The 23071-nt window shown below is 43.1% G+C and carries 19 protein-coding genes; 12 read left to right on the top strand and 7 right to left on the bottom strand.

All coding sequences use genetic code 11. The features are described 5' to 3' along the window. Positions 1–95 precede the first annotated feature (95 nt). The 4 genes from CYL31_RS01320 to CYL31_RS01305 all read right to left on the bottom strand — a co-directional run bounded on the left by CYL31_RS01320 (position 96) and on the right by CYL31_RS01305 (position 4585). Complete coding sequence (locus CYL31_RS01320) at positions 96–866, bottom strand: amino acid ABC transporter ATP-binding protein (RefSeq protein ID WP_011977989.1); 771 nt, start codon at positions 864–866, stop codon at positions 96–98. Then, complete coding sequence (locus CYL31_RS01315; protein ID WP_114413188.1) at positions 866–2224, bottom strand: amino acid ABC transporter permease; 1359 nt, start codon at positions 2222–2224, stop codon at positions 866–868. The genes CYL31_RS01320 and CYL31_RS01315 overlap by 1 nt, the downstream gene beginning before the upstream one ends. Then, the gene (locus CYL31_RS01310) at positions 2225–3457 is read right to left on the bottom strand and encodes an amino acid ABC transporter permease (RefSeq protein ID WP_212917209.1); all 1233 of its coding nucleotides are present in this window, start codon (positions 3455–3457) and stop codon (positions 2225–2227) included. Between the two features lie 96 nt (positions 3458–3553). Beyond that, positions 3554–4585 carry an amino acid ABC transporter substrate-binding protein gene (locus CYL31_RS01305; protein WP_212917208.1) on the bottom strand — a complete coding sequence of 344 codons (1032 nt, stop codon included), beginning with the start codon at positions 4583–4585 and terminating at the stop codon, positions 3554–3556. Positions 4586–4785: 200 nt separating this feature from the next. Between CYL31_RS01305 and CYL31_RS01300 the strand changes: the two genes are divergently transcribed. The 5 genes from CYL31_RS01300 to CYL31_RS01280 all read left to right on the top strand — a co-directional run bounded on the left by CYL31_RS01300 (position 4786) and on the right by CYL31_RS01280 (position 9254). Next, positions 4786–5691, top strand: a complete 906-nt coding sequence (locus tag CYL31_RS01300) for a LysR family transcriptional regulator (protein ID WP_212917207.1) — start codon at positions 4786–4788, stop codon at positions 5689–5691. Positions 5692–5770: 79 nt separating this feature from the next. Further along, positions 5771–6961: a hypothetical protein gene (locus tag CYL31_RS01295; RefSeq protein ID WP_212917206.1), complete on the top strand. Its 1191-nt coding sequence runs from the start codon at positions 5771–5773 to the stop codon at positions 6959–6961. Continuing rightward, positions 6958–7758 (top strand): hypothetical protein, encoded by an 801-nt coding sequence (locus tag CYL31_RS01290; RefSeq protein ID WP_212917205.1) that lies wholly within the window; start codon positions 6958–6960, stop codon positions 7756–7758. Before CYL31_RS01295 ends, CYL31_RS01290 begins: the two co-directional genes overlap by 4 nt. Next, positions 7758–8576, top strand: coding sequence for a hypothetical protein (locus tag CYL31_RS01285; protein WP_212917204.1), 819 nt, complete (start codon positions 7758–7760; stop codon positions 8574–8576). The genes CYL31_RS01290 and CYL31_RS01285 overlap by 1 nt, the downstream gene beginning before the upstream one ends. A gap of 84 nt (positions 8577–8660) precedes the next feature. Continuing rightward, complete coding sequence (locus CYL31_RS01280; protein WP_212917203.1) at positions 8661–9254, top strand: DNA-3-methyladenine glycosylase I; 594 nt, start codon at positions 8661–8663, stop codon at positions 9252–9254. 21 nt (positions 9255–9275) lie between these two features. Here the strand turns inward: CYL31_RS01280 and CYL31_RS01275 are convergent, their stop codons facing one another. After that, a complete protein-coding gene (locus CYL31_RS01275; RefSeq protein WP_011977978.1) occupies positions 9276–9575 on the bottom strand; it encodes an addiction module antidote protein in 300 nt (99 codons plus the stop codon). Further along, positions 9572–9874, bottom strand: coding sequence for a type II toxin-antitoxin system RelE/ParE family toxin (locus CYL31_RS01270; protein WP_212917202.1), 303 nt, complete (start codon positions 9872–9874; stop codon positions 9572–9574). The genes CYL31_RS01275 and CYL31_RS01270 overlap by 4 nt, the downstream gene beginning before the upstream one ends. 365 nt (positions 9875–10239) lie before the next feature. On the opposite strand from CYL31_RS01270, the gene CYL31_RS01265 reads away from it, so the two are divergent. Continuing rightward, positions 10240–14715 (top strand): NACHT domain-containing protein, encoded by a 4476-nt coding sequence (locus tag CYL31_RS01265; protein ID WP_212917201.1) that lies wholly within the window; start codon positions 10240–10242, stop codon positions 14713–14715. A 47-nt stretch (positions 14716–14762) separates the two neighbouring features. Here CYL31_RS01265 and CYL31_RS01260 read toward each other — a convergent pair whose 3' ends face one another. Then, positions 14763–15740: a type IV toxin-antitoxin system AbiEi family antitoxin gene (locus CYL31_RS01260; protein WP_212917200.1), complete on the bottom strand. Its 978-nt coding sequence runs from the start codon at positions 15738–15740 to the stop codon at positions 14763–14765. Positions 15741–16073: 333 nt separating this feature from the next. On the opposite strand from CYL31_RS01260, the gene CYL31_RS20785 reads away from it, so the two are divergent. The 6 genes from CYL31_RS20785 to CYL31_RS01230 all read left to right on the top strand — a co-directional run bounded on the left by CYL31_RS20785 (position 16074) and on the right by CYL31_RS01230 (position 23050). Then, entirely contained in the window at positions 16074–17372 is a 1299-nt protein-coding gene (locus tag CYL31_RS20785; protein ID WP_212917199.1) for a methyl-accepting chemotaxis protein, read from the top strand. A 253-nt stretch (positions 17373–17625) separates the two neighbouring features. Next, positions 17626–18636: a LacI family DNA-binding transcriptional regulator gene (locus CYL31_RS01250; RefSeq protein ID WP_212917198.1), complete on the top strand. Its 1011-nt coding sequence runs from the start codon at positions 17626–17628 to the stop codon at positions 18634–18636. Between the two features lie 57 nt (positions 18637–18693). Further along, a complete protein-coding gene (locus CYL31_RS01245) occupies positions 18694–20049 on the top strand; it encodes an ABC transporter substrate-binding protein (protein WP_212917197.1) in 1356 nt (451 codons plus the stop codon). Between the two features lie 32 nt (positions 20050–20081). Then, a complete protein-coding gene (locus tag CYL31_RS01240; RefSeq protein WP_212917196.1) occupies positions 20082–20948 on the top strand; it encodes a carbohydrate ABC transporter permease in 867 nt (288 codons plus the stop codon). Positions 20949–20957: 9 nt separating this feature from the next. Beyond that, positions 20958–21920, top strand: a complete 963-nt coding sequence (locus CYL31_RS01235) for a carbohydrate ABC transporter permease (RefSeq protein WP_212917195.1) — start codon at positions 20958–20960, stop codon at positions 21918–21920. A gap of 11 nt (positions 21921–21931) precedes the next feature. Next, the gene (locus tag CYL31_RS01230) at positions 21932–23050 is read left to right on the top strand and encodes an ABC transporter ATP-binding protein (protein WP_212917194.1); all 1119 of its coding nucleotides are present in this window, start codon (positions 21932–21934) and stop codon (positions 23048–23050) included. Positions 23051–23071 lie beyond the last annotated feature (21 nt).

The following is a 23071-nucleotide window of genomic DNA, read 5'->3' as shown; positions in this document are numbered from 1 at the left end:
AAAATAGACGAGAAAGCAGAGTTTATAATTATAAATGAGCATTTCGAGTCTATTTTTAACAAAGTATTAACGAGCACAGCAATCGTTCAAAGGTTTCAGAGAACGTGTTGTAAAAATTCTTTTGTCCTATCCCACTGGGGATTCACCAACACCTGCTCAGGTGGCCCGACTTCGATAATTTCACCGTCGGCCATGAACACCACGCGATCAGCAACTTGTCGAGCAAACTGCATTTCATGAGTAACACACACCATGGTCATGCCAGTTTTGGCGAGGTCGATCATCACATCCAATACTTCCTTGACCATCTCGGGATCGAGTGCGGAGGTAGGCTCATCGAACAGCATGATTTTGGGTTCCATAGCGAGGGATCGGGAAATCGCCACGCGCTGTTGCTGACCACCAGATAATTGCCCTGGATAACGTGTCGCGAGATGAGCAATCCCGACGCGATCCAGCAAACGCATGGCCATTTTGTCGGCGTCACGTTCTGACATCTTGCGCAGCCAAGTCAAACCCAAGGTACAATTCTGCAAAACAGTAAGGTGAGGGAATAAGTTAAAGTTCTGAAACACCATGCCCATGGTTTGGTGAATGATCTTATGGCTTTGACGATCCCGCGAAAGCGGCTGTCCAAACACGGAAACCACACCTTCTTGGTACTCTTCTAAATGATTCAGAGAACGAATCAGCGTCGATTTACCTGAGCCAGACGGCCCACACACCACCATAATTTCGCCTTCGCTAATGTCTAGAGATACGTCTTTAAGAACGTGGTGATCTCCGTACCATTTGTTCAGGTTGTCGATTTTAATCGCCGTTTCAGTGACGGCTTTTTGGGCTAAATTTCCTGATGACGTCGTCATTAGCGATCCACCTTTAAACGTTTTTCAAGATTCAAACTGTATTGAGACATGCTGTAGCACAAGATAAAGAAGAGCACGGAAATCATCACCAATGGCTCAGTGTGCATTCCCACCCAGTCTTTGTCGTTGGCAATGTTGCGCGCCATCAACATGATGTCGAACAAGCCAATGATGGAAACCAGCGTGGTGTCTTTCAGCAAGCTGATAAATGAGGTCATGATGTTCGGAATCATCATTCTTAGGGCCTGTGGCAGAATGATCAGCACCATGGTATGCAGATAGCCTAAGCCAAGCGTAGCTGCGGCTTCGTACTGACCTTTTGGAATCGCCTGCAAACCACCGCGAATGTTTTCTGCCATGTAAGCACCAGCAAACAAACACACTGCGACCAGTACTTGCGTGAGCTTGTTAAACTCCATATCCGCTGGCAAAAAGATAGGCAGCAAGGTCACCGCCATAAACAAGACGGTGATCAAAGGTACAGAACGAACTAGCTCGATCACTGTCATCGACAACCAATGAATCACTGGCAATTTAGAACGTCGACCTAGCGCTAAAATCACGCCCACAGGAATCGCCATGGTGATGGCAAAGCCAGCAATAATGAAAGTTAGGAACAAACCGCCCCAACGCTCAATTGGCACAGGCTCAAGTGACACTTGGCTAAGCCCAAGAGCGATCACCAATGCAACAAGCAACCAAACAGCAACAAAGCTCAACAGATGAATACGGCGCTCAACCAAGCGTGATACCAGCGGCACAAACAGTTCGTTTAGGCCTTTTTTGCCAAGCACCGACAAGATCCAGTTAGCGTAGATAATGGTTAGGAAAGCCAAGGCAAGACAGGTCATCGCGCCATGTACCAAGCCCAATTCCTCGCCAAAGCGGCCGCCTAAGAAAAGATAAGCACCCACAAAAGGATACAAGCCAATCCAAGACAACAAGATGAAGTTACGCAAAGCAATGCGCTTCGACATCAGCGGTAATAGCCACACCAACCCGAGCAATACGCCGATATTGACGCGCCATTGCTCGTCCACCGGAAAACGCCCGTAAATTAAGCCATTAAACCAGCTAATAACACCTGCCCAACAGGCACCGTCTGGGCTGATATCCATACATTGACGACGATTATCCGCGATGAAAACCGCGTTAAATACCGCCCAATCCAACACATGTTTCACTAAATAAAACAGCACTGTCGCCACACACAAAGTCAGTAAGCTGTTACCAATGCTGTTAAAACAACGATGGCGAATTGTGCCAAGAATACCTCTTTCGCTTTTACGTGGCGGACGAGGTGGAGTCGGGACAAATTGCTTTAAAGCAGGTTGGTTTTTCACATTCAAATCGTCCATTTATCGCACCTTATACTGCACGCTGTCGTTGTACTTGTTGAGCAAGTAAGAGATCAGCAAACTGATGAAGATATAGAAACCCATAACCATAAAGATGATCTCGATAGCGCGTCCGGTTTGGTTCATGGAAGTTTGCATGAACACAGACACCAATTCCGGGAAGCCAATCGCCACCGCCAGTGACGAGTCTTTTGTCGCTGCCAACCAAGAGTTGGTCATTGGCGGAATAATGGATCGAATCGCTTGAGGAATCAGAATCAAGCGCAACGACTGAACGCGTGAGAAACCAATGGTAAACGCAGCTTCATGTTGTCCTCGGTCGATAGACTGCATACCAGCTCGAACCGTTTCAGCAATCGCCGCAGATCGATACACCGTCATGGCAACAAACGCTGCACCAAACGACGCAGGAAGAAACGCACCACCGCTGAAGTTAAAGCCTTGTAGTGTTGGAACAGACAAGCTCATCGAATTAGAAAAGCTCCAAATCGCCCAACAAGCAGCCAACACCCACGCAACTAAGCCGATATAGAATCCTGTGGAACGAGAACCTGACAAGGTGTAATAAGGTTTAGACCAACGGAACAAAGCGTAAAGCGCCGCGATTAAGGCAAGCCCAAGAACAACAATCCATCCCCATGACAAGGTACTTTCCATTGTCATCACATAAAGACCACGATTATTTAGGAAAAGCCATTCGCCAAGGTGATAGCTTTGGCGAGGCGCAGGCAAGGTCGAAAACACCACGGTAAACCAAAAAATAATCTGTATTAACAGAGGCACATTACGCACGACTTCAACGTACCAACGTGCTAATTGAGAAACCAAAGGGTTATCGGATAATCTTAAAATCCCCACCACTGTACCAATGAGAGTGCCGACAACAATCACGCAGAAAGACAAAATTAGCGTGTTCACAATACCGACTAAAAATACACGCCAGTAAGTCATACCTGGGTCGTAAGGAATCAGACTCCAGCTAATATTAAATCCTGCCGTCACCTGCAGAAAATCAAAGCCAAACGTCATGCCTAGGCGGTTTAAGTTTTCACTGGCATTGGCGAATAAAAACCACAAGCCGAGCAAAACCAGCATCAAGACAATGGCTTGCAAGATCACCGCTCTGCTTGAATCATTATTAAGCAAAGACAGCCATTTTTGTGTCGTAGACGAAGGTAAACCAGCACCCTTAGTCGGGCGTTTTTGTGGTTTACTCGTAGAGGACTGAATCATATCTATATACCGAACGAAGGAGGAAAACTAAAATTGCAGCAATAGATAGGCCTAGAAACATAACCTACCTATTGCATTCACTATTAGTAAATAGAATTAGCGGAAAGACTTCGCGTACATCATGCCGCCGTTAGTCCACAACGCATTCAATGTACCTTCACGATCTAGACCCAGAACACTATTCGTTCCTACGTTACGTTCGTATACTTCACCGTAATTACCAACGTTTTTAATAACTTGATATGCCCAATCTTGCGGAAGCCCTAGACCTGTATTCAAGTCACCTTCAACACCGAGTAAGCGTCGAACTACTGGGCTTTGACTTTCTGCACGCATTTTCTCGACGTTTTGTGAATTCACACCAAATTCTTCTGCTGCAACCATGGCAGCAAAGCTCCATTTCACAACGTTCGCCCATTCACTGTCATTTTGTTTAACAGCGAATGACAAAGCTTCTTTAGAAATTGTTTCTGGCAAAATAATGTAGTCATCTGGGTTTTGCGCAGCTGAACGTTGCGCTGCTAAACCCGATTTGTCATTGGTTAATGCGTCGCAGTTATTGTTGAAAAAAGCCGTGTTACGCACGGATGAATCATCAAATACGACGGTTTTGATATCTAAATTATTCGCACGGCTATAATCCGCGATATTCAATTCACTAGAGGTTCCGGTCAATACACAAACCGTAGCGCCTTTAAGTTCTTTAACAGATTTCACACCTAAGTCTTTACGCACCATGAAACCTTGGCCGTCGTAAAAATAGGTATCAAGGAAGTCCAGACCTTGTGCCGCATCACGGGAAAGCGTCCACGTCATGCCTTTTGATAAAATGTCACCTTTACCACTCTTAATAGAAGTGAAACTTTGCGCCCACTGTACTGGCAAGAATTTCACTTTAGTGGCATCACCAAACACCGCGGAAGCGACACCACGACAGACATCAATGTCCATGCCTTGCCACTCGCCAGCTTTGTTTAAGCTGTAAAAACCTGGAAAGGAGTTACCAATTACACAGTTTACATAACCACGTTCTTTTACCGCATCTAGGGTAGAAGTGGTATCCGCTGCATAACTGTTTGCCGCTAGAAGCGTTGTAGCTGCTGCTAACGCTATAGAAAATTTCTTCATTGTTCGTTCCTTTTATATGCTGTTGATTTTGTAATTTCTTTTTATTCAGACTCATTTTTATTATGAATCGAGTCCGCGACCCCATCGTTTTGTTAAATCTTTTGATGCAGATCATACAACTAACAGTTAGGATCTTATGTGAAGATTTTCTATAATCACACTGAATATTTTTAATAGTCTAATAACTTTAGGTTATGCCGATGAACATCAATAAGTTGCGTATATTTCACGAAGTATTTGTTACTGGCAGCATCACGAGAGCCGCGGAGCGAAGCTATGTTAGCCAACCAGCGGCCAGTAAAATGCTAGCGAATTTTGAAGAAGAAATTGGCTATAAACTCTTTGTGCGTAACAACGGCAAGCTTATTCCGACAGATGAGGCGCTCTACTTACACGAAGAAGTCTATGGCATCTTACAAGGCGTAAACCATCTAGAAGACAGCATAAAACGAGCCAAAAACAGCAAAACTGGCAGATTGCGAATCTGCACGATTTTCGGACCTTCTTATCAGTTTTTACCCGAACTTATCGCTGAATACATGAAAGATAACCCTGGTGTGGATGTGAGTTTACATCTCTCTGGCTGCTCGGCCATTAGACAAGGTATCGCATCAGGACAATATCAAATCGGCTTGGTTGATAAAGCCCAAAGTTCATCAAAACACGACTCAGTCGCCTTCGACTTACCTTGTTATTGTGCCGTGCCGAAAGATCATCCAGCTGCTCAGCTAGACGTTATTCACCCTAAAGACTTATTGGATCTTAGTTGGATCACTTTAGATTCCGAAAACGCCACTACGAAAGCGCTCAAACGCATTTATGCGGAAGTCGGGCTGCCATTGAATCGAACCTTAGAAGTTCATACGACTATTCATGGTCTCTCCTTTGTGAACTTAGGAATGGGCGCTACCTTAGTCGACATTCTGAACTTCCGTTACTTTGACAAAGTCTTTCAATTGCCCAACATCGTTTTGAAACCCTTCCACCCCAGCGTTGTTGAACCGCTCGAAGTACTGACCTCCAATTTGAGTCCACTGTCTGGCCTCGCCAAAGATTTTTACGACGCATTGATAAGAAAATTAGAGTTACAAACGCAATCAGACTGACACCAGTAAATGGGGTTGTCGTGTGTGTGTTCTCCTTTATAATGACGTTAATAAACAATAGACATCTAAGGAAAGATTGATGACATGGAATAAAATACCGAGCACCGTCAGTGCTCAAGATACAATTACACTAAATAGCAAGTCAGCGGCCAGTTATAATGTCAACTTGCCAAGTAGTTTCCCTTTTAATAAAGCGCAATTTACTGTTCAAGCCTTAGCTATGCTGTCTCAGCTTAACGACTTTGATGCCATGATGGTCGCAAAAGAGATTATCGAAATTAGTCATCATCCTAATTCACCCAGCTCAATCAAACACAGCCTTAACCCTTTTCGACGTATACGTCGTACTAAGTACCCATTTCGCAACTATCATTATTTCGTTAGATATAGGGTGGACGGCAGCAACATCATTATTGAAGATATTATATTTGACGAACAATTACATGGTGCAAAAGACAGGCACTCGACAGAGCGAACTATGTTATATGAAGTAACTCGGACAAGCTCAGCCAAATATACCGGAGCAGTTGACGATGATGGGATTGAAGAATTAAAGGGGGCTTGGTCACCGAATCCAAAACCTACAACACAAGTTCGTACTGAGCATGCGGCCGTTAATGGAATGCAAAATGAGCTCAGAAAAGCCACTTGGTTAATGGGCACTCATCTTGATGCCGCCTATCAAAACGATAATATCCAAGCCTATACCCTATTCCATAACCCGACAGATAAGTTTGCACTAGATGTTGTAGAATGCGCTTTTGATCGAAAAAAAGGCAACACCTCCCATAATGCTCAGCATCTGGCTGCAGTGTTAGCACAAAATCAACAGCAAGGTAAAAAAGTCAAATGGCTTGTCCATAGCCAAGGGGCGATTATTTTCTGCTCGGCATTACAGCACTTTCGTCGTCAATACACTGGCCAACTCACCTCACAACAGGTGGCAATACATGGCACGGGGGCGGAGCTAGCCTTATTACAAAGCATGGCAAAAGGGGTGGGGATAAAAGTTCACTCGTTACGCAATAACCCCTTTGACCCTGTGCCCAATTTCGGCGGAAAGATCGAGCGTTCAAGAAGCAGTTTTATTCGTGCCTTGCGTTTCTTTAGGAATGTAACAGGAGGCAATATTGGAGCCAGTCCCCATACACTTCCTTTTTTAGGGCTAAAAACCTACGCAAAACAATTAGAAATGCTAGGGTACAGAGATAAATCCGCTGAGGTGCTGAAGTTTATGCGCACACTCCCCAAAGGAGATCCTCGTTTATGATAACTAAATTCAAAGCAGCCTTTCGGGGTTTTCTAGCAGGGCCTGATTTTAGATACCAGCGGGCTCACCGTTTTACACTCGAAGATAAACTTTTGAGCATTACTCTTCCTGATAGCAATGTTGTCGCTGTACCTAATACGGTTGACTTACATTACCCTTATAAAAACAAATTATGGTTTGAGAGTCATTGTAAACAGCGTGACCAGCATCAATTTGTTCGGATAATTACTAAAAATTGGATGTACCTTCCTCCCTTTAACTTAATACCGGACAGTGAATATGGCATGTTATCTTGTCAGCTGCGAATTAAGCGAACCGAAAAAATCAATGTTCTCGACACAAAGGCTTTAGCTAATTATCTGACTCAAGAATATGATGACTTCTATAATGGCCCAGAGGGCCAAAATACAATAGTTCGTCAGGAAGTCGAGGAACAATCTGCTAATCTGGTAACGCCTTTCACACCAGAAGAACTTAAACAGCAATTAGGTTACGCCTTAGCTAATAGAGGATATCCGCCACTTGATCCAGCCAAACAAATAGAAATAAATAACCGAACCTGGGTGTTTTATCATGAGTGGATGCAAAACCAACGCTCTTTTCAGGATTATTACTGCCTACCGTTAAGCGAACATTGCTTTTTAGAAGCTAAATTCAATCACCGAGTGGATCGCTCGGACAAACATAAAAAATGGAAAAATCATGCCCTGCAAGCTCAAGAACGCATCATGCAATCTATTACTTTAGGCGACATACCTGAGGAAAAAGGTAGGCTGATTGAAGGGCAAGTGGAGTAATGTGGTCCCGCGTAAAAGCCATCTATCATGGTTTTCTAGCAGGGCCAGATTTTGCTTATACTCATACTTATCGATTTATATTAGAAAACAAACAACTAAGCATTACTCTACCGAACAGTAATATTGGCATAGAATCTAAAGTAGATATAAATTACCCCCATTTTTCGAAGTCTTGGTTTGAAGAGCGCAAAAAGTCTCTCGATCAACATGAATATGTTCATATGTGTATAGAAATGTGGGGGTATTTGCCTTTAGTCAACCTTACCCCAGATAACGAACTTGGTGTCCTCACCTTTCAGCTTAGAATTAAACGAACAGAAAAAATCAATGCTCTCGATACCCATGCGTTAGCTAACCATGTCATTCAAGAATATGATGACTTCTATAATGGCCCAGAGGGACAAAATACAAAAGTCAGGCAAGAAATCAAAGAGCGATTTGACCGTAGCCGAAATGCTATTATCGAAGGGAAAGAAAAAGAATTTGAGAACTATGAAGCAGAACAGTTAGGGTATGCACTAGCCAACAGGGGCTACCCCCCTCTTGATCCCGCCAAACAAATAGAGATAAATAATCGAACCTGGGTGTTTTATCATGAATGGCGCCATAATCGCCGCTCTTTTCAAGATTATTATTGCTTACCTTTAAGCGAAAACTACTTTTTAGAAGCTAAATTCAATCACCGAGTGGATCGCTCGGACAAACATAAAAAATGGAAAAATCATGCCCTGCAAGCTCAAGAACGCATCATGCAATCTATTACTTTAGGCGACATACCTGAGGAAAAAGGTAGACTGATTGAAGGGCAAGTGGAGTAATGTGGTCTCGCGTAAAAGCCATCTATCATGGTTTTCTAGCAGGGCCAGATTTTATTTTCCATGGAGTTTATAGATACCTAATAAATGCGCAAACAAAATGACAAAACCCGCTGCGCGTGGGCCAGTTCCGCGCCAGATTTTCCCCATTACCACGATACAGAATGGGGTTTTCCGGTTGATGACGACCTGCGTCTGTTTGAAAAACTCTGTTTAGAAACCTTTCAATCAGGCTTGAGCTGGCGAACGATTTTAACTAAGAGAGAAAACTTTCGCCTCGCCTTCCAGCAATTCGATTTTCATAAAGTCGCGCTGTTTGGTGAAAAAGAAATAGCAGAATTACTCAACAACGAGGGCATCGTGCGTAACAAGCGCAAAATCCTCGCGGTTATTAACAACGCAAAACGCGCCCTAGAAATGGTAAACAAAGAAGGCTCGTTAGCCGCGTTTATCTGGCGCTACGAACCCGACGAAAACACCCTTCCTCCACCCGAAACCCAAACCACCTGCGCTGAATCTATCGCCCTTTCAAAAGAGCTCAAAAAACGCGGCTGGCAATTCGTCGGCCCAACGACAATGTATGCCTTCATGCAATCCATGGGACTCATCAACGACCATGCAGAACACTGCTTTATGCGGGAAGAAATTTATCAAGCGAGGAAGAGGTTTGTAAGGCCGTAAAAGCACATCCAATCGATGCGCTCATTTTTGCGTATGGATCACGGCTTTCAAATCAAAGTTAAGGGATTTAAGCACTTTTACTATCGTATCAAATTGCGGCCGAGAACCTGATCTGAGGGCTTTGTAAAGGCTTTCACGCCCAAGTCCACTGTCTTTGGCTATTTGAGTCATGCCTCGTGCTTTAGCAATGTGACCAAGCGCGTGAATCAGCTCGTCGGTATCCCCATCCTCAAGCACCATAGATAAATAAGCAGCAATATCTTCGTCGGTACGAAGCTGCTCAGCCATATCAAAGTTGGTCAATTCTTTTATTGAAGTCATGTCGTCTCATCCAGTTTTGTGGCTCGCTGTTTAGCCAATTCTATGTCTCTGCTTTGCGTCGATTTATCGCCACCAGCCAACATTATGATCAAAGTCGTCCCGCGTTGAACGTAATACATTCTCCAACCTGGTCCAAAATGCTCCCTCATTTCATACAAACCATCGCCTACAGGCTTAACATCGCCAAGTAATCCACGTGACGCCTTTTCTAAGCGGCGAGCCAAACGAATTCTAGTCGAGTGATCTTTTAGTCGGCGCAGCCAAAGGTTGAACTCATCCGTGAGTTTAATATCATACATAAAAAAATCCGTATCCATTTGAATACAGTATGGTTGTTTTTTAACCTAATCTCAATGCTTTTTTCCACTTTCATACAATCAATGGGATTCATCAACGACAAACAGAAGAGTGCTTTATGAGAGAAGAAATTGATCTGGCAAGGAAGGAGAGTAATAGACCAGTAAGAAAACGACGCATAGGTTTTCTTTGGTATATACAAAATAAACGATCACAGCCATTATTGTTCGTTAATAATAAAAGGCCGCATTTGGTCGATGTCTTTATCTGATTATTAAAAGGGAAGTCCAAAATGAGTCTAGCAGGAATCCGATCCAATCGTGGAGACGCATATCAAAGGTCTGTCGCTCTCTATTGGACGGTAAAGATGCTTCTAGATGAAAATATATCTGGAATACAAGTCGATGCGGTGTCTACTCCTGACGACACAAAGCCCGTATACCAAGACGATATAATTATCTTATATAAAAATGGCGATAGAACATTTATTCAAGCAAAAATAAATCAAGCCAAGCACGAAGCATGGAAGCTAACAGATACCACTCTCATTAAAGAGCTTAAATCCTGCAAACTTCAGTTACTCTCAAAACCAAACTACGAAGTTCATTTCTATTCTCGTACGCCTTTTGGTGGTTTTCAGCGTCTCATCGAAGAAAGCTCAATACATCCAGACTTAGAAGCTTTTTTAAGAGATGTGCCTCAAGGACAGAGAGATACTTTCGATGACATCAAAAAAATTTGGGAGATTGATGCAACCACAGCATTATCATTTATAAAGAGGATTCGAATTGGTCCTCAAAATGGCTTATCCGAATGGCAAGACCTAAGTCATGAGTTATTGAAGCCGACCTTTCCAAGAGCAAATACAGCGCTTGAACTAATCTATAACTATGTAGATCATCAGCACCTGCACCTTGCCGATAGTAAAGTTTTTTTAGAGCGGCAAGACATTCTGGATATGCTGCGTGAGCGTGGGATTCATCAAGCTGTCACCTTTAATGAAAGCAAATTGATACAGTCATTTCGCGACTTCTCTACCCAAGGTAGGCAATGGGTAAGAAGCATTGGTGGAGAAAAAATACTCAGAGAAGAGCTGACTTTACTCAAACAAGCTGTCGAGCAAAAAGTACCCTCAATTCTATTAGAAGATATAGCGGGTGGCGGAAAAACATGCCTTCTGCTTGATCTCATGGATGATCTGGATGATCTGGATGATCTGGATGATCTGGATGATCTGGATGATCTGGATGATCAAAAAGAAATTGTCTCTTTATTTATCAAAGGCGATATTTTTGCCTCCATCAATACACTAAAAGACTTAGAACAATATGGCTTGCCTCAAGACTTCATATCTCAATGCGCCTATTTGGCCGATAGAAGACATCTCGTCATAGCAATAGATTCTCTTGATGTTTTGGCCGTGGGCAGAAGCCACAATAGCCTTAGATGCTTCTTAGGTATGATTGCAAGCTTATCCAAAATCCCGAACATTACGGTTGTTGCTGCTAGCCGTTCCTTTGATGCCAAATATGATCCTTTATTAAGAGAAATGAAATGGGGAGAAGTTATTTCAATTTCGCCTCTTTCGTTCAATGACAGCATTGCTCCATTATTTGATAAATGGGGCTATACCGTTAGCCAACTCAGTGACAAACTGAAAAATGTATTAGTTATTCCTCAAAACTTAAGGCTCTTTTATGAGCTATTACACAAAGGGATGACGATAGATGAGATTGGAGAGCATGACCTTTATGACATATACCTTCAAGAGCTTGTTGAAAAAGACGTTAATCTTGGGAAAATTGTTCTGAATGCGTTGCAGGAAACGTCTCTTGATTTATTAAAGCTGCGTAGTTATGAGTTCCAAAAAAGCTCACTAGATGTTTCCCCTGACCAATTACAATATCTGTTGAGCAAACAGATTATTATGGAGGTAGGACCTAATCAGCTCATGTTTAGCCATCAGACATTAGCTGATGCGCTGCGAATAAGACAAGCATTTCAGAACGGTACAACGCTATTAGAGTTTTCTATATCACAGCCTCAACTCCCTTTCATTCGTCCTGCTGTCAGATCATTAATTCAAACATTGAAAAATAGATCTCCGAAGCAATGTATTAGACAATTACGTGAATTCTTATTATCAGATAAGGTGTCAATGCATTTAAAACGTCTCGCAGTAGAGACATTAGCTGAAATGGAAGCAAACGGAAATGATCTTGCTCTAGTCATTACACTATCAAATCAGCACCCTCAATTATTCCGCCGCCTGTTAGAAAGAGCCAACAATAACAGCTGGTTTCTGCTGATTCATGACCAACTAATTCCGAACATTAATGTAAAAAATTCACAGCAAAATACCTACGCAATTATATATTTTCTATCAAAATTTTTTAAAGGTAATGAAGAGAAAGTTGTAAGGATTTGGCATAGAGCAATTGATGAAGAATGGTTAAATATTAAAAATTTGAGTTGGTTAGTATCATCTGAATTAGAAAAAAATAAAAACTGGAGTATTCCTTATTTAGATGATTTTTTAAAAAAGCTTTTAGAAAACAGTGATGATGATCACTCTAGCCTTGGAAAAGCTATTTGTCAGTATATAGAGGCAACAGGAAAAGGTGATCACTTATTATGGGAGTATATCACTTTAAATACTAAGCCGATTGGTGAGATTGATGCTAGTAGCGAACTAGAATTCAACTGTAATTCTCACGACCTTCTAACAGAAAACTACTTTCGAGAAAGGCTTAAAGTTTCTGATGAACTATTTAATAGTGCTTTGAACTACCTGCTTAGCTTTACACAAAGTAATAATTCATTTTTTTATGTGGATTTTTTAAAAAATACATCTTATGAAAAACGGCATACTCATAGTGATATATATTTTGGTAGCTCTACCAGCAATTTTTTAAATGCTGTTGGAGAAGCTTTGAAAAAACGATGTAATAAAAACGATGGTTGTTGGAAGAGTTTCGAACCTAAACTAAGAGTATGCGATGATCTCGGTCTAATTTATTTACTGATTGAAGCCTACCACGAAAACATCATTGGAAATGTCGTAGGTATTTCTGCGATCCTTACAAATAAAAACTTATTAAAATACGGTAACTTAGAGTTTGAATTAGGTACTCTAGCTCTTGCTGCTTATCCTTATATCTCTAATAAAACACGCGAAGAGCATCAGCGAAATATATTTAATCACTATGAGAATAAAGAACGTCAGGATTACTGGACCCTAAAGGGAATGTATGGAGACTTAATATGGGTTCCTGCCTCATATCGTCTACCAGAGCTGTTTGACACTTTTGTCTTGTGTGAGAAAAAGTATGGCACGCCTAACCTTTTCAGACAGCCAAATATTACTGGATGGTCAGGTACTGTTACATCTCCCATATCAATAGATCAAATTTTACACTTCTCTAATGATGGTCTTGTGAATGTTTTGAAACATTACACTAATGAAAATGGTTTCTCTGACCATCTTCTTGGCGGCCTTGATAGTGTAGAGAGTGCATTAACTTCAGCAGCCACTCAGGTACCTCTTAAGTTTATTCCGATAGCACATTTACTCTACCAATCAAATGCACCAATCAGTAGCATACTATCAATTATTAACGGAATAGCATCCCATTTAAGTCATCGATTTGGCAACTTGCAAACATCCAATTGGAAAGAGGTTCAACCTCTCCCTGACGGACAAGCATTAGCTTTGGAGTTATTAAGTCTCGTTGAGCGTTACGGTAAACATGATTTTCGTAAATATTCTCACGCAAGAGCAATTCAAGCATGTAGCCATATTTTAAAAGACGAGCAGTCAGTTGAGCGTCTGTGTTTTCAACTTTGGCAACTTAGTACAAGTACAACCCCTAACCCTAATGAAGACAATGAAACTGAATCCCTTGTCGGAAAAGGAATTAACTCAGTAAGAGGTGTTGCAGCAGAAACAGTATTAATAATATGCAATGATCGCTTAGAAAAACACAGAGAAATCACCTCCAGTTTAAAGCAACTTCTAACGCGCTTTGCCAAAGATGCCTCAATGGTAGTCAGAGCAACATTTTTGAGACGGTTTCCTTACTTTCTAAGTAAGAACTCAGAGTTTGGTTGGCAGCTCATTGATATTATTACGAAAAATGGTTCATCAAGGTTGTTAAAACACCTCGAACATATCCTGTATTATCAATATCATGAGAACTTTGATTTAGTAGAACCATACCTTAATAAACTTAAGCTCATTGACGATAAAAAAAGTGCTGAAGCTTGGGGCAGGTTAGCAACACTGTGTTACTTGTCAGACTATATTTCTGAGGAAGACCTTTGGCATGACTTGTCTCAGCAAAATGCTGCCGCTAAAGAGGGGCTAGGGCAAGTGTTGATAGCTAACTATGCAAATAAAAAACATGCAAGTAAATGCTTAGAAGGACTGAAAAGACTTTTTGTGAGTCAAGATTCCGAATCTATTTACTTTAAGTTTGAACGATCATTAAGCAACAAAAACGCCTTACACAGCGTTACCTTAGAAACAATAAATTTATTCATTGAATACTCTACATCAGCCAAACCTAGGGAGATAGATGGAGTTTTTTACTGGCTAGAAAAGAATGTGTTACATATGCCAGATGAGATTTTGAATACCCTAGAAAAAATTATACACCGGTTTAATGATGAATCAGAGCCTGTATATTTTCATGAAAAAGAGCCTTTACTCTCTACTTTGAAATCTCTTCTTCAAGAAGCAGATCTTAGCGATGATGAGGAGTTTATTGATAGAGTACTTTCTGCTCAGTATTGGTTCCTTGATAAAGGCGTTCAAGACATAGAGAAGCTGATCGAGCCATAGAGTTTTCCAACACTGGCTCAAACGCTGGGTTCAACGGGTGCTGTAGTTTATAAATATTGCTCATGTATCATCCTTGCGACTTCTATATTGCGGCTATCCTTGCTCGCTTCTAATTCAGCCACGGCCAATAAGGCTTGGCTTGTTTCTGACCATGCTAATTTGGCTCCCCAAAAGGCTGGCACTAACCATAAATTGCCTTCTGGATTCGGGCGACATTTAAGTTGGGCTAGTTTCTTTTGTAACGGCTGGCGGGTAAACAGCTGTAACTCTTGAGGATGAAGATAATGGGTTAACTTTTCTGCTGCGGCTTCTCCCCCCCAAAAGTCGTTCTCTTTCATTGGTACATCTTGCCAGTCTCCTTCGAACTGTAAACGAATTCCACCTAATTTTGGCCTAATGGATAAACGATAGGCTTCGACCCAGAGGTCTAACATACGTTCCGCATCGAGTACTCGTCTCGTATCGCCAAGGCTAATTAACGACTCAGCTTGAAGAATTCCCAAACCTTTGCTTACCATACCCAATGAAATATTGGCGTATTCTGCAATCTCTCGGTATGACAAATTAAGCACATCGGGACTCGATAAAAGAGCAAATAGCAGCTTTGCTGCACCTTCACCTAACGTGTTGCTTTTACTTGCAAGGTTTATATCGATCTGTGATGGATTAGGCTTTTTGGATTCGATCCAAATATGCAGAGTACCATTGTTAATCCTCACATTACCTGCGCTATCAATGAAATTCACCCCATTTTCCATGCAGATATCAGCTAAATAAGGCGTAAGGCGATTACAAATCAGCAATGTATTAGGCGCTGTATCAGCTAATAATGAGCTTAAGCTTTCCTTGCGATGGATAGTTTTTACTGCAACATAGAAAGGATATTCATCACCACTCACGGTTAAACACAACTCACCATCGGTAAAGTGCTCACTGTTAACACACTCATTTTGGACGAAATCGGCTTTAATGTGATCAGGCAGTAAAGCCAACGCATTAACAGCCAATGCAGATTGTCTTGCCATAGTTGATATCACTCAAATTAAGCTATCGTTCACAAACTGAAATCGTTCATGATTCATGAACAAACTATAGCCATGAACATAAAATAATACAAATGTCTTTTCGCTTTCATGCAATCCATGGGACTCATCAACGACCATGCAAAAAACTGTTTTATGCGGGAGGAAATTGATAAAGCGAGGAAGGGGTTTGTTAGGCCGCAACGGAATAAAGTAGGTTAAAAAAACAGTTATTTAATGAGGTGTTTTTTAATTTCATCAACCATAATTCATCTAATGTTTATTTATTGCCAATGAGGCAGCTCCCCTTCTGCGATAGTTTAAGGATAAGCCTAGATGATTTTTAGCAAAAGAAAAGACAAGCCATCGACTTCGAACCCAGAGAATCAAAAACTAAAGCAGTGCCATGATGAGTTAAGCGCCATTAAGCAAAATACCGCCTGTATCAGCTTTGATGTAGACGGCATTATCTTAGATACCAATCCGATTTTCTTAGAAGCGGTGGGCTACACATTAGAGCAAATCGTCGGTAAACATCATCGTATATTTTGTGATGCAGAATACACAAAGTCAGCTGAATACAAAGCATTTTGGGATGACCTCAAAGCAGGCAAATCTTTCCACGGTACCTTTCTACGCTTTAAGCAAAACAAGCAACCTATTCACCTAGAAGCCAGCTACTTTCCTGTCTCCGATGAAAGTGGCAAGGTCACAAAGATTCTTAAAATCGCCAACGACATCACCGAGATGCAGGAATCACTGAAGAATAAAAATGCCATATTAACCGCTCTCGATCGTTCTCTTGCCGTCATTGAATTTGATCCTGAAGGCAATATACTTCACGCCAACAGTAATTTTTTAAGAGCAATGAAATACGATCTACAAGACATTGTTGGCAAACATCATAAAATGTTTTGCGATGAAAAATTCTACCGAGATAACCCAAGCTTTTGGTCTAATTTAGCGCATGGGCAACACTCTTCAGGACGCTTTCAGCGTTTTGATGGTAATGGCAAAGTTATTTGGCTAGAAGCCACTTATAACCCCATCTTTGATGAAAAGGGCCGAGTCTATAAAGTCATTAAATTCGCCTCTGACATTTCAGAACGAGTTAATAATGCCATGAACGCGATTGAACTGGCCGCAGCCACCTCGGAACAAACCAGCCAAGTATCATCTAATGCCGTCGACATTCTGAATGCATCAGTACAAACGTCCAATGATATTGCTGAAAAGGTAAAAAGTGCTGCCAATATAGGTGGTTTACTGAAAACCCAATCTAAAAGTATTTCAGACATCGTTGTCACTATTCGCTCTATTGCCGATCAAACCAACTTGCTTGCTCTCAACGCCGCGATAGAAGCTGCTCGAGCTGGCGACGCTGGACGAGGCTTTTCGGTAGTAGCTGACGAAGTCCGCAAGTTGGCCAGTAACACGGCTTCAGCGACCGCTGAAATTGGGCAAGTCGTCGAGAAAAACCATAATTTAATCAATGAAATGGATGACATGCTCAATTCTGTTACAGGTACAGCACTGCATGGCAAAGAAAGCATTAACGAAGTATCACGAGGTCTCACCGAGATTTCAGCTGGTGTGGCGAGGTTCGTCGAAATGGTCGACAAAATGAAGGATTAACCCTTTTCATCCTAAGAGCTAACTCAATCAAATCGAGTTAGCTCTTTGACTCCAAGCATTACTTCACCTCCTTTCAAGCAATATCATGTTTCAGTAAAACGCCCTTTAATTGTGCAAAAATAAAGTATTGCATCGAAACATTTTCGGTCTTAACGTCAATTATTGCTGGTCACAAAATGCACGATTAAGTCTTTTAAATCAGGCTTGAATGATGGACAGTGGTAACAATAAGAATGGTGCAGTGAATTAATTTATGTCAATTAAAGAGATAGCAACCCAGTTGGAGTTGTCGGTGTCTACGGTGTCACGAGCGCTGAACGATTACCCAGACATTAGCCCGAGTACGAAGAAACGTGTGCTGAAAGAAGCCGCGCGACAGGGCTACCAATTGAAAGGGCCAGAAATGGCTCATTGGGTGCAAGCAAAACGTGTGATCACGGCGATTATTCCTTGCCAAGACACACAATATCTCGACCCCATTCTTTCGAAGGTGTTGGCCGGAACTCGACACGCGCTGCAAGCAGAAGGTTATTTGCTGCAAGTGGTGGCAATCGATACGGGCAAACAGGAATTAAGCGAGTTTGAACGTCTTGTCAAAGCGGGCGATCAAGACGGTTTTCTCCTCCTTCGCACTCGGGTTAACGACCCGAAAGTCCATCGTTTACTGAAACTTAACGTGCCTTTTGTGTGTTACGGACGCACCGAACGTGCGGCGCAATTTGCTTGGCTGGATTTGGACAATTACCAAGTCGGTCATTTAAGCCTTAGCCGATTGCACGAACAAGGCCACCGCAAGATTGGCGTAGTATCGGTAAGCGAGCGATATTTTTTTGCCCAAGAAAGGCGACGCGGTATTCAAGACGCCGCCGAACAAATTGGGCTTTCTCTTGCGTCTGAACAATGGTTAGAAGTCGGCTTTGACGAGGAAGAAAGTTACCTCGCCTGCGCCGAATTTCTGCTCCAGCACCCAGATATCACCGCGTTGATTTGCCTAACCAGCACCAGCGCGCGAGCCGCCGCATTGGCGGCCATGCGATTGCACAACACACAGCTAAATGAAAGAGAAAATCCTGTGTGTGTAATTGGTTGTGATACACCCGCAGATGAGCTGACCGCCAGTATGGGGATTACCAGCATTCAGCAAGCGCCGCCAACGCAAATCGGTGAACAGCTTGCCCAGATGATGGTAGCGCGCATCAAAGGGACTCCGGTGAAGGACCTACAAGTCGTTTTAGCTCCGGGAGTTGTGACGATAGGACTTTAATAACAAGCGTTTTTGAAGTCATAAGCAGCAGACAAATAAAAACAAGAGGAAGCCATAATGAAAAGTAAAACTTCACTATTCGTCGCCGGCACAATGCTGGCAAACGGACTCCTGATAAGCCAGCTCGCTCACGCCGCCACGGTAGAATTTTGGACCGCACAAACCCAAACTGACCGCTTACAAAATATAGAATTACTGGCCAGCACCTTTGAAGCTTTAAACGATGGCGTAACGGTTAAAGTGGTCGCCGTTGATGAAAATGAAATGGCAACACAAATGGCAGCCGCCGTCGCGGCAGGCACAACGCCTCAGCTAATTGAAGTGAACTCCGAAATCATCATGGCGTTGGGCGAAGAAGGCATTGTCGATACTAAAACCCACCAAGGCGTAATCAAAGACATTGGCAAAAATCGCTTCCATAAAGGCGCTTTGACCACCCTAGCCTCACCCTCTGGGGAATATTACGGCTTGCCCTACCATGGTTGGATTCAAGGAATCTGGTACCGCAAAGACTGGTTTGATGAAAAAGGTCTTGCTGCACCAAATACATGGGAAAACATCGAAACCGCAGCCAAAGCACTGACCGACAAAGCCAATAATCAATACGGCATTTTGGTCGGCACCAAACAAGACAGCTACACAGAACAGGTCTTCACTCAACTGGCGCTATCCAATAATGCCAGTGAGTTCGATGCCAAAGGCAATTTGGTTTTCAATAGCCCAGCCACACTCGAAACCATTAAGTATTACAAAGAGCTAGCTAAATACAATCCACCTGGGCCACAGAACTGGCGCGCTCGGGATTATTACTTACAAGGCAAAATGGGCATGTTCTTCTATTCCACTTACATAATGGATGACCTTGCTTTGGCAGAGGTCGCCAAAGGCTCTTTGTCTTCTGAGAACTTCAAAGAACTCAGCGGCGGCACCTTCGACCCTGAATTGGTGAAAAACACCGAGTTCGCACCGATTATCACCAATAAAAGCGCCGCCTCTTACGGCACTTTATCAGGCCTTGTCGCATTGAAAACAAAAAGCGCTGAAGACACTAAAGCCACCAAAGACTTCATCGAATTTATGTACGATCCAGCTAGTTACATCACCTTCCTACATATGGCACCAGGCGGCATGAACCCGATGCTAAAAGGCATCGCTGAAGATCCAGCCTATTTGGAAGATCCAAACGGTGTATTTAAGCTTTATGGTGCAGACAAGATGAAGCAGATCGTCTCTGGTTTTGACGACATTCGTTCTTTCTCCGTGGTGAAAGGTAAAACCTTCCCAGCTTCTGGCGCCATCTTTGCGAAATCAGTGATCCCACGAATGATCTACGACGTGACCATTGAAGGCAAAGATCCACAAGCCGCACTAGACAGCGCGGAAGCGGAAATGAAAGCCATTATGGGCGAATAAACAAGCGAAGGTATGAATAAAGGGAAGCAAATATGTCTTCTGTTTTAATAAAAAACGAATCTCGACTTGGCTTAAAACTGGTCGCGCCAGCGGTTGGTATTATTGGCTTACTAGTGATTTACCCAATTTTGTTCAACATCTATCTAAGTTTTTTTGATGTTCAACTGAATGGCACCAAGACCTTTGTTGGCATAGAGAATTACACGGATTTGCTCGGCAATCCGCGTTATTTCCATTCCATTGGCGTGTCGGTTATTTACCTAATCGGAACCGTCGTCGGAACGACCGTGTTGGGCTTGGCGGCCGCTATTTTGATGAATCAAGAGTTTCGCTTTCGTAACCTTGCTCGTGGTTTGATTCTCTTACCTTACTTTGCCCCAGTCATCAGTGTGGTGTTTGGTTGGCAGTTTATTTTCGATCCAGTAAACGGCATTTATAACCACGTGGTGGTCGATGTTTTACACCTGACCGACACTCGGGAAAACCTTATAGGTAATCCAGATTCCGCTTTGTTTGTGGTGATCTTGTTCGATATCTGGAAGCATTTCCCTATCGCCTATTTGCTGTTTCTTGCCAAGCTGCAAAGCGTACCGAAAGATTTGTACGAAGCCGCCGCGATAGATGGACAAAATGCGTGGGGACGGTTTTGGCATGTGACCTTACCAGAGCTGAGATTCGTCATTGCTACCGTGGTACTGCTGCGCATTATCTGGAATTTGAACCGCTTTGAAGATGTTTACTTGCTTGCACCCAATGTCGAAACCTTGCCAATTTTCACCTATTACCAAGCGTTCGCAGGCATCGTCGATCAAGGCGTAGCGGCGGCGATTTCGGTGATTCAATTACTCGTGCTGGTCGGCTTAATCTGGCTGTATGTTCGTAAAGTCCTTAAGTGGTAGGGGAAGAATATGATGAATAAACGCTCAACCACCCAATCGGTGATCTTGTATACCTTGGTGCTTGCTTTAGTGATTTTCTGCGTGTTTCCCTTTTTGCAGATTCTATCAACCTCGTTAAAACATCCGATAGATTGGGGTAATCCATCACTCATTCCGCGTGTTTTACACTTGGATGCATACAAAGAGCTACTTGGCTTGATGCCACCGAAAGAAGCCGACGTGCCAGCCAGTGTGCAGCGCTTGCTGAGTAATCCGGCGCTGTCAGAGGAACAGAAGCAAAAGCTCTTGGCGAAGTTTAGCTCTGGCGGCGATGTGTTTCCATTCGGTCGCTACATGCTTAATACCTTTGTGATTTCCTTTGTAACAGGGATTTGCTCGACTTTCTTGGCCTCTCTCGCGGCGTACGCCATTGCGCGCTTACGCTTCCCAGCGCAATCCTTGATGGCAAACGGTGTTTTGTTTGTCTACATGGTTGGCGGCGTGTTGCTGATGGTTCCACTCTATCAAATGAGCGTTAACGTCGGCTTGGCGTCCAGTGCCGCGGGGACGATTTTTAGTCTGTTTTTGATCTATCTGATTCAGACCTTGCCAGTCGCCATGTACATGTTGGGAAATTACTTCCGTACCATTCCCTTCTCGCTAGAAGAAGCGGCGATGATGGACGGTTGCTCAAGGGTAGAAGCCTTCTGGCGCATCATAATGCCCTTGTCAAAACCCATGCTGTTTACCGTGTTTATCTATTGTTTTGTCATCGCTTGGAACGAGTATTTGTTTGCTTCCGTGTTCCTCAAACAATACCAAGATTTCCAAACTTTGCCGCTGGCATTGCAAACCCTATTTACTTCGAAAAACGCTATTTGGGATCGCATCATGGCCGCGTCCATGTTGACGCTACTGCCAGTGGTGATTTGTTTCATGTTGGCGAATAAACATTTGTCAGGTGGACTTACCGACGGCGGTGTTAAAGGATAAGGAATGGAATTATGAGCTCAGTAATCTTACGTAACGTGAATAAATCCTACGGTAACTTGCCGATCGTAAAGAACCTTAATTTAGAAGTAAAAGACGGTGAATTTGTCGTGCTGGTTGGCCCAAGTGGTTGCGGTAAAAGTACCACGCTGCGCATGGTCGCCGGGTTGGAAGACATCACCCAAGGGGAAATACAAATTGGCAAACGTGCCATTAACGATTTACCGCCACACAAACGCAACATCGCCATGGTGTTTCAAAACTACGCCTTGTATCCGCATATGTCAGTGCGAGAAAACATCGTCTTTGGTTTGAAAAAGTCCGGGGCGGACGCTGAAACGATTAAAGAGAAACTCGCAGACGTATCGGAAATGCTCAAGCTCGACGATTACTTGGATCGTAAACCCGCCGATTTATCCGGCGGCCAGCGCCAGCGTGTCGCTATGGGACGCGCCCTTGCCCGAGATGCAGACGTATATTTGTTTGATGAACCACTATCGAATTTGGACGCCAAGCTGCGTCATCACATGCGGACAGAAATCGCCCGTATTCAGCATCAATACAACATGACGGCGATCTACGTTACCCACGATCAGATCGAAGCTATGACCTTAGGCGATAGAGTCGTGGTGATGCGCGATGGCATCGTCGAACAAGTCGGCACGCCAATGGAGATCTATCTACAGCCGACCAACACCTTTGTCGCCACCTTTATTGGTTCACCCGCGATGAATTTAATTGAAGCCGAGATAGAAGGCGAAGATCTGGTATTCGATAATTACCGACTGCCAGCGGCGAAAATCGCCAATGTCGATTTACAGGACCTCAAATCCCACGATACTGTGTTAGTGGGCATTCGCCCTGACTTCTTTGAAGACAGTGCCTTGTCTTTAAAGAGATCTCCAAGCGACAACCTATTTGAATTCAACGACATACAAGTAGAGCTGGTGGAAAACCTCGGCTTCGACAAAGAAATCATGTTCAAACTCGGCGGCGAGGACGCCAAAGCCCGACTCGACCTACGCTCCCACGTTAAACGCCAAGAGAATATTTCGTTATCGGTGGATCTAAATCGAGTCTTGTTATTCGACACCAGCCCGCAAGGCATGCTGCTGAATGCGGGGGAAGTTTAGGATTTGGCTTAAATTAAACCT

This window comes from Marinomonas sp. A3A (genome assembly GCF_018336955.1).
Classification (GTDB): domain Bacteria; phylum Pseudomonadota; class Gammaproteobacteria; order Pseudomonadales; family Marinomonadaceae; genus Marinomonas; species Marinomonas lutimaris.
The sequence above is the reverse complement of the archived record's forward strand: the minus strand, read 5'-3'. Positions and strand labels throughout refer to the sequence as shown.

Bases quoted from the DNA above. Each gene is read 5' to 3' on its own strand.
- CYL31_RS01320 (WP_011977989.1), bottom strand. From the start codon at position 866: ATGACGACGTCATCAGGAAATTTAGCCCAAAAAGCCGTCACTGAAACG.
- CYL31_RS01315 (WP_114413188.1), bottom strand. From the start codon at position 2,224: ATGGACGATTTGAATGTGAAAAACCAACCTGCTTTAAAGCAATTTGTC.
- CYL31_RS01310 (WP_212917209.1), bottom strand. From the start codon at position 3,457: ATGATTCAGTCCTCTACGAGTAAACCACAAAAACGCCCGACTAAGGGT.
- CYL31_RS01305 (WP_212917208.1), bottom strand. From the start codon at position 4,585: ATGAAGAAATTTTCTATAGCGTTAGCAGCAGCTACAACGCTTCTAGCG.
- CYL31_RS01300 (WP_212917207.1), top strand. From the start codon at position 4,786: ATGAACATCAATAAGTTGCGTATATTTCACGAAGTATTTGTTACTGGC.
- CYL31_RS01295 (WP_212917206.1), top strand. From the start codon at position 5,771: ATGACATGGAATAAAATACCGAGCACCGTCAGTGCTCAAGATACAATT.
- CYL31_RS01290 (WP_212917205.1), top strand. From the start codon at position 6,958: ATGATAACTAAATTCAAAGCAGCCTTTCGGGGTTTTCTAGCAGGGCCT.
- CYL31_RS01285 (WP_212917204.1), top strand. From the start codon at position 7,758: ATGTGGTCCCGCGTAAAAGCCATCTATCATGGTTTTCTAGCAGGGCCA.
- CYL31_RS01280 (WP_212917203.1), top strand. From the start codon at position 8,661: ATGCGCAAACAAAATGACAAAACCCGCTGCGCGTGGGCCAGTTCCGCG.
- CYL31_RS01275 (WP_011977978.1), bottom strand. From the start codon at position 9,575: ATGACTTCAATAAAAGAATTGACCAACTTTGATATGGCTGAGCAGCTT.
- CYL31_RS01270 (WP_212917202.1), bottom strand. From the start codon at position 9,874: ATGTATGATATTAAACTCACGGATGAGTTCAACCTTTGGCTGCGCCGA.
- CYL31_RS01265 (WP_212917201.1), top strand. From the start codon at position 10,240: ATGCTTCTAGATGAAAATATATCTGGAATACAAGTCGATGCGGTGTCT.
- CYL31_RS01260 (WP_212917200.1), bottom strand. From the start codon at position 15,740: ATGGCAAGACAATCTGCATTGGCTGTTAATGCGTTGGCTTTACTGCCT.
- CYL31_RS20785 (WP_212917199.1), top strand. From the start codon at position 16,074: ATGATTTTTAGCAAAAGAAAAGACAAGCCATCGACTTCGAACCCAGAG.
- CYL31_RS01250 (WP_212917198.1), top strand. From the start codon at position 17,626: ATGTCAATTAAAGAGATAGCAACCCAGTTGGAGTTGTCGGTGTCTACG.
- CYL31_RS01245 (WP_212917197.1), top strand. From the start codon at position 18,694: ATGAAAAGTAAAACTTCACTATTCGTCGCCGGCACAATGCTGGCAAAC.
- CYL31_RS01240 (WP_212917196.1), top strand. From the start codon at position 20,082: ATGTCTTCTGTTTTAATAAAAAACGAATCTCGACTTGGCTTAAAACTG.
- CYL31_RS01235 (WP_212917195.1), top strand. From the start codon at position 20,958: ATGATGAATAAACGCTCAACCACCCAATCGGTGATCTTGTATACCTTG.
- CYL31_RS01230 (WP_212917194.1), top strand. From the start codon at position 21,932: ATGAGCTCAGTAATCTTACGTAACGTGAATAAATCCTACGGTAACTTG.